The organism is Chamaesiphon sp. OTE_20_metabat_361 (assembly GCF_031364565.1).
In genome coordinates this window covers 1-9,264 of record NZ_JANLWO010000581.1, presented here as the reverse complement: position 1 = coordinate 9,264, position 9,264 = coordinate 1, and the positions used below count along the sequence as shown (strand labels likewise).

General features: G+C 46.8%; 12 protein-coding genes. 4 read left to right on the top strand and 8 right to left on the bottom strand.

Translation table 11 applies throughout. The annotated features are described in order from the left end of the window. A partial coding sequence (purU, locus tag RMO35_RS16770) for a formyltetrahydrofolate deformylase (RefSeq protein ID WP_309742460.1) occupies positions 1–819 on the bottom strand: 819 nt, incomplete at its 3' end. 264 nt (positions 820–1,083) lie between these two features. On the opposite strand from purU, the gene RMO35_RS16765 reads away from it, so the two are divergent. Both RMO35_RS16765 and RMO35_RS16760 read left to right on the top strand, forming a co-directional pair. Next, positions 1,084–1,500: an element excision factor XisH family protein gene (locus RMO35_RS16765; protein ID WP_309742459.1), complete on the top strand. Its 417-nt coding sequence runs from the start codon at positions 1,084–1,086 to the stop codon at positions 1,498–1,500. Continuing rightward, positions 1,488–1,823: a XisI protein gene (locus RMO35_RS16760; RefSeq protein WP_309742458.1), complete on the top strand. Its 336-nt coding sequence runs from the start codon at positions 1,488–1,490 to the stop codon at positions 1,821–1,823. The genes RMO35_RS16765 and RMO35_RS16760 overlap by 13 nt, the downstream gene beginning before the upstream one ends. Before the next feature lie 4 nt (positions 1,824–1,827). Here RMO35_RS16760 and RMO35_RS16755 read toward each other — a convergent pair whose 3' ends face one another. From RMO35_RS16755 to RMO35_RS16740, 4 genes are all read right to left on the bottom strand, one after another. After that, positions 1,828–2,037, bottom strand: a complete 210-nt coding sequence (locus tag RMO35_RS16755; protein WP_309742457.1) for a hypothetical protein — start codon at positions 2,035–2,037, stop codon at positions 1,828–1,830. 116 nt (positions 2,038–2,153) lie between these two features. After that, positions 2,154–3,710, bottom strand: a complete 1,557-nt coding sequence (gene lysS, locus RMO35_RS16750) for a lysine--tRNA ligase (RefSeq protein WP_309742456.1) — start codon at positions 3,708–3,710, stop codon at positions 2,154–2,156. A gap of 97 nt (positions 3,711–3,807) precedes the next feature. Next, the gene (locus RMO35_RS16745) at positions 3,808–4,104 is read right to left on the bottom strand and encodes a Mo-dependent nitrogenase C-terminal domain-containing protein (RefSeq protein WP_396134862.1); all 297 of its coding nucleotides are present in this window, start codon (positions 4,102–4,104) and stop codon (positions 3,808–3,810) included. 543 nt (positions 4,105–4,647) lie between these two features. Further along, positions 4,648–5,085, bottom strand: coding sequence for a YraN family protein (locus tag RMO35_RS16740; protein ID WP_309742454.1), 438 nt, complete (start codon positions 5,083–5,085; stop codon positions 4,648–4,650). 198 nt (positions 5,086–5,283) lie between these two features. Between RMO35_RS16740 and RMO35_RS16735 the strand changes: the two genes are divergently transcribed. Next, on the top strand, positions 5,284–5,847 hold the full coding sequence (locus tag RMO35_RS16735; protein WP_309742453.1) for a hypothetical protein: 564 nt from the start codon (positions 5,284–5,286) through the stop codon (positions 5,845–5,847). A gap of 205 nt (positions 5,848–6,052) precedes the next feature. Here the strand turns inward: RMO35_RS16735 and RMO35_RS16730 are convergent, their stop codons facing one another. Continuing rightward, complete coding sequence (locus RMO35_RS16730) at positions 6,053–6,799, bottom strand: SIMPL domain-containing protein (protein WP_309742452.1); 747 nt, start codon at positions 6,797–6,799, stop codon at positions 6,053–6,055. A gap of 26 nt (positions 6,800–6,825) precedes the next feature. Here RMO35_RS16730 and RMO35_RS16725 point away from each other — a divergent pair, with 26 nt between their 5' ends. After that, positions 6,826–7,017, top strand: coding sequence for a hypothetical protein (locus RMO35_RS16725; protein WP_309742451.1), 192 nt, complete (start codon positions 6,826–6,828; stop codon positions 7,015–7,017). Between the two features lie 9 nt (positions 7,018–7,026). Here the strand turns inward: RMO35_RS16725 and RMO35_RS16720 are convergent, their stop codons facing one another. Together RMO35_RS16720 and RMO35_RS16715 are read right to left on the bottom strand one after the other, a co-directional pair. Further along, the gene (locus RMO35_RS16720; protein ID WP_309742450.1) at positions 7,027–8,217 is read right to left on the bottom strand and encodes a hypothetical protein; all 1,191 of its coding nucleotides are present in this window, start codon (positions 8,215–8,217) and stop codon (positions 7,027–7,029) included. A gap of 282 nt (positions 8,218–8,499) precedes the next feature. Then, a partial coding sequence (locus RMO35_RS16715) for a methylenetetrahydrofolate reductase (protein WP_309742449.1) occupies positions 8,500–9,264 on the bottom strand: 765 nt, incomplete at its 5' end.

The following is a 9,264-nucleotide window of genomic DNA, read 5'->3' as shown; positions in this document are numbered from 1 at the left end:
CCGATTTTGAAGGTGGTGTCGTACCGCCCGCGCCAGCACGATCCGTTCGAGATCCTTGCCCTTCCTAATCAAATCGTCCACATCATCGCGGTGGGTAACTCTCACCACATCCTGCTCGATAATCGGCCCAGCATCTAGCTCGGAAGTCACATAATGACCCGTCGCCCCAATAATTTTTACCCCTCGCTCGTAAGCCTTATGATAGGGATTGGCACCGACAAAGGCCGGGAGGAAAGAATGATGGATATTAATAATATTGTGGCTAGGAAAAGCGTCAATGAATTCTGGACTGATAATCTGCATGTATTTAGCTAGAATTACTAGATCGATCTGATATTCTTTGAGTAGTTCTAATTGTCGCTGCTGCTGTTCTTGCTTATTATCTTTGGTAATTGGTAAGTAATGATAATCGATGCCAAATTGTTGCGCGATCGATTCTAGATCGGGATGATTGCTAATAATTAAGGGAATTTCTGCCAAAAATTCGCCCGCCTGCTGTCGCCAAATTAGATCGAGCAGACAGTGATTTTGACGACTTACCCAAATAGCTAAACGTGGAACTGTATCCGAAAATCTAATTTGATAAGTACCATCTAAAGGTTGCGCGATCGCTCCAAAAGCCGGAGCAATTAGTTCGCGGGGGAGATTAAAGCCATCGATTTGCCATTCGATCCGCGTGAGAAATAACCCCGCGTTAAAATCGGTATGATGGTCGGCATGAACGATATTTCCGCCATTAGCATAAATAAAATTGGCAACTTTCGCAACCAATCCTCGGCTATCTGGACAAGAAAATAATAAGGTAGCTGTTGGTTCCATTCTGATGATTAGTTAGTAATTAGAATAGACTTTGACGAGCGAGATCTTATAAGTAAAGATTTATAATGAAAGGCATTCGGTGTTCATACGAGCGAGATTATTACTATTCCTTTTGGGGTTTTACTCGACCTTACTGGGTGGACAATAGCATTTTCACTAGGCGACGTAGATATTTATTGATGGAATCATATCTTAACAGATACCAAACACAATCAATGGATAAAATGGTAAAATTAGATAGACGGCAATAAAATTTACAAAAGAATGTCTCGGAAAGATAGTTTTCATGAATTGGTAAAGCAAGCACTAATCCAAACCGGATGGAAAATTACTGACGACCCACTATACCTGAGTATTGGCAACGTAAACATCCAGATCGATCTAGCAGCCGAGCCATTAATTGGAGCAACAAAAGACGATCGTAAAATTGCCGTTGAAGTCAAAAGTTTTATCAGTGCATCCCAAATTACAGACTTCTATGGTGCATTGGGTCAATATTTGACTTATCAGGTTGCACTCAAACTTCAGGAACCAGACCGCGAGTTGTATTTAGCGGTACCGAAGCCAACTTATGACAATCTGTTTCAAGAAGTCCTCGTTCAGGAGGTTTTCCGATTTTATCCAACCAAAATTATAGTTTATAGCCAGATAACTCAGGAGATTGAATCATGGATAGATTAGATTTATACCGAAAATGCTTAAAGAATTTTCTCAGTGACTACTCTAGTTATGGAAATAAAAATCCAGATATTGAAACTCAGTTAATTTTTGATACTGTTAACGATCGATATCTGCTATTTCGCACGGGATGGGATAACGAGCGACGTATTCATCACTGCATTTTTCACTTTGATATCAAAGGTGATAAAATTTGGATTCAGGAGAATAACACCGATATTGAAGTAGACAAAGAGTTGGAAGAGATGGGTATCTCTAAGAAGGAAATTGTGGTAGGATTTCACCACCCTTCTATGCGCGAATATTCACAATATGCTGTTTCCTAAGTTGTTATACTAGGTCGATCGAACAAAGAATATCATGAAAGCTTTCATAGAAGATTAATTCCCGCTCTGTTGGGTTGACTCCTAATTTGCGTCTTGCTGTTTTATAACCAGCTAAGAAAATAAATAAATCTGATACCGATGAATGACCGATATACATTCCTGGTTTAGTTTTAATCTTTGCTAAAATCTCAAATAGTCCGCTTGTGTATTCCATACTATTTAATCTCGTGATTGAGCAATTGTAAGTCGCTCTCTAGAATTGATTTGGTGCGTTACCCTTCTTCTCCGTTGGAGACGCTATGCGAACGGGATAACACACCCTACGTTGATTTACTCTTCGCTAGATTGTTCGTTCGGTTCTGGTTTCAGGAGTGGGAAAGCGATCGCGTCCCGGATGCTGGCACAATTGCATAAGAGCATCACCAATCGATCGATTCCAATTCCTAAGCCTCCTGTTGGGGGCATCCCATATTCTAGCGCGATGAGGAAGTCTTCATCGATATCGTGAGCTTCGTTGTCGCCTTCGGCTTTACGCGCAGCTTGCAGCTCCAAGCGTTCCCGTTGATCGATAGGATCGGTTAACTCTGAGAAACTATTAGCGAGTTCGCGTCCGACGGCAAATAATTCAAACCGTTCGACGATGCCGGGTTTCGATCGATGGGGTTTGGCAAGGGGGGAGATTTCGGTAGGATAATCCAGGACGAAAGTGGGCTGAATCAGGGTCGTTTCGCACTTTTGCTCGAATACCTCATTCAGGAGTTTTCCAAGTGTTTTAACGTCAGCACAGCCGCCGATCCCGGCAGTTTTGACGGCTGCTTGGGCTGTCTCTAATGAGTCAAAACTACTAAAGTCCAAACCAGTCACTTCTTTGACGATCTCGTGCATCGTCACTCGCCGCCAAGGGGCAGCCAGACTAATCGCTGTCCCCTGATAGTCTATCTCCAGCGTTCCCAGTACTGACTGAGCGACGGTAGTAATCATCCCTTCAGTGAGTGCCATCATCCCCTCGTAGTCAGCGTAGGCTTGATATACCTCGATGCTGGTAAATTCGGGATTATGACGCGTAGACACGCCCTCGTTGCGGAAAATCCGCCCTAATTCAAATACCTTCTCAAAGCCGCCGACAATCAACCGTTTGAGGTGTAGTTCGGTGGCAATCCGCAGGTACAGCGGCATCTCCAGAGTGTTGTGGTAGGTATTAAACGGACGTGCATCTGCACCACCAGCTTCCGACTGCAAGACAGGAGTTTCGATCTCGATGAAGTCTAAATTTTCGAGATAGCGACGAATACCGGAAGTAATCAGCGCGCGTTTTCTAAAGGTGTCGCGAACTTCTGGATTGACAATCAGATCTACATAGCGTTGGCGATAGCGTTTGGCGACATCAGTTAAGCCGTGCCATTTGTCTGGTAACGGTAATAAAGATTTTGTCAACATCACATACTCGTTGACAAGGATCGATAATTCGCCTTTTTCCGTCCGTTTGATCGTGCCTTTGACGCCGATAATATCGCCAACGTCAGTTAATTGTTTGAGATGGCTAAATGCGTCGGGGACTGTTGACATCCCTGCTTCAATTTGCTGCTTATTGAGATAAAGCTGAATCGCACCCGTCTCGTCTTGAATGCTAAAAAATGCTAATTTGCCCATCACGCGCCGAGCTAAAATGCGTCCAGCGATCGAAACTGGGAGATCTACTTCTTCACCGCTAGCCAGATCTGCGTATTTGAGCTGAAGTGCAGCAGCTTGGTGGGTAGATTCCCAGTTGTAGGCGTAGGGATTCATCCCTAGCTCTCGGAGTTTGTCGGCTTTAACCAGGCGGGTCGCCCGAATTTCGGCTAGTGTCGAATGTGGTTCTGGCTGTTCTGGCGACTGCTGCTTGGACATATGTAGAATCGATACTTAGGCTGGATTCTCTATTCTACGTCAAGCTCGATCGAACTTCACTGCCTTAGTTCGCTATCCCCTATCCTCTATCCCTTAATTAGCAATATTCACTAATGTCTTCGCCGCATTCGTCGGCTAGATAACACATTGCTTTGAATCGGAGCATCACAACTTCCTCATAGAGGGGGTTGAGTTTGCACATCGGCGGAATGTGTAAGAGGGTGCGTCCAAATAAATTGAGATCGCGCTCGAATGGACATTGAGAAGGGATCAGTTTACAAAGTTTGTGGGCTAACCGGGGATTGGAAATTTTGAGATTGTCCAACCAATTACGCAGTGGTTTGAGGGGGTCGAATTTCGGTAACTGTAGCGAATCGATAGTTGCCTGTGGCATTATTCTAGTTGCCAGCAAACGAGCTAGCGTTGATAGATTAGAACCCATAATATGAGATGTATTAATGGTATCGAGGAGATAACTATTCATGACGTAGCTCCTGAATGGAATGTTCATCTAGAGATAAACTACAGCCACTCGCGAACTATTTCCGGAAAGAACGATCGGACTTAATATTTTCGGTCATCGGCCTCAATGTACCTACCGATCGGTAGGTAGAGGTTTACTTACTATCAGCATCATGTCTTAGTTGGGACTGCGCTGACAACGGTAAATCTACTGAACCATCATAGCGTATTTATTTTCATTACCGTATATTTTTAGGCAGGTTTTTTGGTAGCGATCGATACATTTTTTGTCTTAGAATTTACCAATTATTAAAAAATAACGATCCCCAATTAGTTTACCTCCAAACTTGGATGTTTCATCCGGTGTATTATCTCTTTGGGAATATTTTTATCGCGATTTCATAGCCAATGTTGGCATAGCATCTTTGTGCATCATTTGCCCACGATCGACGAGCGGGTCGCACAAAACTTAAACTTATGCGTCAAAAGCATTAGTAATATAATCGAGCAAGAATAGGCACTCGCCACTCTCCAGGTCGATCGTGCTATGCAGTGGCGTGCCGACGTTGGCGCAGCCTCCCGGAACGGGAATCGCGCGGTTTGACGGCTGATGGCGAACGATCGCGACATCAAAGCGACAGGGATAGTCAGCTAGCTGGGGATGCTTGACTAAATAGAGCTGCGCGGTGTTGATGATTTTGGCTTGTTTCTGGGGTGTGATGGCAAGTAATCCATCCGCATCTAGGTTCGATCGAGTCCGGGTTTTGACTTCAATAAATAGTAAGGTATCAGCCTCGATCGCAATTAAGTCGATTTCGCCGCGTTTCCACCGCCAGCGCCGCTCCAAAACTTTGCCACCACGGGAGAGCAGCCATTGAGCGGCAACTTCTTCGCCGAGTTTGCCAGTATTCATAGGGGATGGGGAGACTGGGAGACGGGGGGACTGGGGGACTGGGGGACTGGGGGACTGGGAGCTAGGGAAGTCGTAATTACCTCTTACCTCTTACCTTTTACCTCTTACCCATATCCACTATCCCCTATCCCCTATCTCAACCGAGTGCTAGTTGAGAGTAGAATATTAGTCAATAACTCAAACAGTTTACTCTGAAAGTTGAATTATCTTGCCATCTGTAATCCGAATCTCGAAAGTTGGTGCGCGGCGCGGATCGAGAGCTTGTACGCGCCGCAGATAGGAGAGGTACGCTACATCGCCTCACCACCGAGTATCTGTCCCGTGAAATTGGATAGTCTGGCAAATATCCTAGTGCGGGATTTACCGAGCTACGCCAATCGACTGATTCAACAACGTCGTCGCCGCACCGATAAACTTTACAGTAATCTCGTTACCGCCAGCGTCCCCGAACTTCAGCCAATTTCGATCGTCAGTCGCGAGTATCCGCCGCAATTTCCCCAGGCTGCGCCCAGTCAAGTATTTATCACTACCCTCGAAACTCAATATACAGGCAATCGATCGGCTCAGTTGCAGCAGTTTCACTGGTTATTTCTATCCCAAACCAGGCAAGGGTGGCGATTGGCAAATATCTATACGCGGACTGGGGGTTTTCCGCTAGCGGATAATCTCATCACACCTCCGATCGAAAGTAGCAAAACGATCGTCGGTGAAGCAATTGCAATCTGGCTCAATGACTGCTATCTGGGTAAGATTAGAAGCTGATAAGTTTACTGGTTGCAGCTAGACTCATCGATCGAAATCCCACATTCGGCACTTCATAAAATCGCTGCCTAAAAAGCCTTGTTTTTCGCATCTGGTAGGGTGTGTTATCCCGCCAGGGTAACGCACCGCCCAGGCTCGATCTGGTGCTCCAAACACGCCCTACGCAAGCGAAAAATTGAAGTGCGGAATGTGGGCAAAATAATCGTTACTCAATTCCAAACTTAACCGATACCACTGCGGTAATATCTTTGTCGATCGAGCTGGTATCATAGCGACCTTCTCCACTCACCGCAGTTGAGTAACGGGGGGTAATTTGGAAGACGCCAGTATCGGCACTCCGCACGCCACCGACGCGATTGCCTGTACTTTTGGCGATCGATTCGGCTCTAGCTTTGGCATCTTTGGTAGCTTCGGCGATCATCTCGATTCGCAGCTTACTTAAGTCGTTGTAGAGATATTCTGGTGGCTCGGAAGTGAGGGTAATCCCTTCATTGATAAGTTCGGTAATTTGCTGGGATAATTTCGAGTAACGATCGACTTGACTCGATCGAATCTCTAGTCTTTGAGTGAGTCTATAGGCGGAGGTTTTACCAGTTTCCTTACCATCGATCAGTTCGGGAAGTGCGGATGTTTGGAGCGAATCGAGTGAAATTTCCGATTCGGGTACTTTGGCATCTTTGAGATAACGTTGAACTCTAGCGATCTGCGTTTTGAGTTCTTGATAAGCTGCCTGAGTTGTCGGTTGCTGGCTGGAAACCGCTACCCTCCACACAATATAATCGGATTTAATCGGGCGTTTAGCAGAACCAGTAATCAGCAGGGCATCATCGACGCGTTTCATATTCCGAATTGCTCCCGCCCAGAGAAAAGAGCTAGCAACTAGCGAAGCAGACAATAAAGTTAATCCAGCAAACAGTTGGGGAAACCGATACCGAAATCCAGTGCTTTCCATCGATCGAGACTCACACAAAAAATAATTTGTTTCGGCATGATGACAAGTCACCAGCCTCAACATTAACTACCAAGGCTCGATCGGTGATTCCTGAAAGCCTCCGATTGAAATCGGGGCTGATGATGCAAAGTCCGCCTACGCGGACTGAATCTTTTAGTCCGCGTAGGCGGACTTTGCATTCCCAGCGGCGGTTTCTAACCGCTGAGGTTACGAGGTAGCGACCTAGGTTAATTGAGATGATTATCTAAATCTAAGAGTACGACTTGCTCGATCGGTCGATCGACGACTAGCCGCTGGGCGACACCCCCAGGAATGATGCCGTATACCGCACTACCATTGCTGTAGACGATTTGACCCTCTGCGCCGATATCAAAAGCGAGTACACCATGTCCGATGACTTTTGGCTCGCGATGCGGAAATTGCTCGATCAACTCCCACGAACGGGGGACTAGGGACGGCGAATCAGCATCGCCAAATCGGCTGTTGCGCTCCATTTCCGTGGCGACATCGACTAAGCGCCCCAAAACTACCATCTGGTGGCGATTGACATGTGGGGATGGGGAGGCTGAGAGGAGCGACTTGCCAGTATGACTGCGGGTAAAGATATTCAACCAGGCAAATACTGCGGATACCAACCGCGCCGGGATTGACAGGAAATCTTTGAGGATCTGCGAAAACCGCACGCGTTGGCGCAGGGAGCGGTAGGGACGGCGAATATAGTATAAAGTACCATCCGCAGTCATTTGCGGGCTGAGGAGGTCGTATTTGGGGTCGCTGGCGAGGGTAATTACTTCCTGCCGATCGAGATCCAATTGCTCGATCGTCGAATGCTTTTGCTCGATAATCTGTCCTGTACCATCGCGTCCGATTCCCGCTGATTGAAAGACGATCGCCCGCCGAAAACCCGGAATCCATTTGGGAGCTAGATCGATCGAGTCGCCTTCGGTTGCTAGTGCTAGATGTACGGCATTGACTGGCATCGTGGCGATATTGGCGGTACCATCTTTAGCGATCGCCGCACAGGCAATCAACTGATACTCGGGGTGAAAATCTACCCGATCGACTTTGAAATCGGCACTGTGAAATAATCTTTTTTCGCGAGTTTGGGGGCGTAGTTCGGGTTTAGCGGCTCCACCAATCTGGACGGCAGGGGCAAATCGTTCGAGCGTAAAGATCCCACCAACTTCCCCCGCTTCGAGAGTATATAGTAAGCGATCGGCACTAGTCGGACAAACACCTTGCACGGCGATCGGCACATTAGCGCGATCCTGTTGGCGATCTTGCCCCATCCCTGCTGGTAAAAAACTCGGTGTCACGTTCTTTTGCTTCCAACTATTACGTCGCTGCATCTGAGCTTCTCGCTGTTGAACGGCTTGTCCAAACTCACTAATGATGGTCTGGACACTGGCCTGACCCAATTTAAGGTAGAGTCTACCTCCAGATAGGTATGCAAAATTAAAACTCATGTGACAGTCTTCAGTAAGCGTTAGCTGGTGGGCATTTCAGGTATGGCATTATCCTTGCTGTACCTACTCTACTGTTCCCCAACCAGAGTCGATAAAGCTCATCTCGATAAAAATTGATTAACTCACATCTTGCACCAGTACATGGCAACTGATAAAAATAGCCATAAAACTTACTGCTAAGTACTAAAACTATCCACTATCCACTAGTAACTATGTTTTGATGCAAGATGTGAGTTAAATTATGTTGGCATGGGGAGAATCGATCGCTAGAGCAGGTATTCCTGCTAGATCGAGAATCTGGGGAATTAAGTCTTCGCGCTTAACTGCCATCAGATGTACGCCTTGACAGAGTTGGCTCGCCATTTGTACCTGCTCGGCGGCAATTTTTATCCCTTCTTGCAACGGTTGTGACGATCGAGCCAATCGATCGATAATGTGCTGGGGGATCTCTACGCCGGGGACATTTCGATTGATAAATTCGGCATTTTTGGCAGACTTGAGCAGAAAAATACCTGCCAGCACGGGCTTTTGATAACCATTGGCAATTTGGTACATGAATTTCTCCAGCAGATCGAAATCAGAAATAAGCTGACTTTGGAAAAACTGCGCGCCAGCGGCGATTTTTTGCTCGAATCGTCGCTCTAAACCCGATTTACTTTTGCACTGGGGATCTACTGCCGCACCGACGAATAAGTCCACAGCCCCGTCTGGCAGGGGCTTGTCGTTGCCATCGAGACCGCGATTGAGGTTGCCGACGATCTTCAGAAGTCGGACGGCTTCTAGGTCGAATACGGCCTTGGCATCGGGATAGTCCCCCGCCTTAATCGGGTCGCCCGTCAACGCTAAAATATTCTGGATGCCCAAGGCATGAGCGCCGAGTAAATCGCCCTGAAGTCCAATCCGATTGCGATCGCGACAGGCAAATTGACACACGGGTTCGATCCCATGCCGCAGCAAAATTAATGATGCCGCAAATGGCGACATCCGCATCACCGCGCG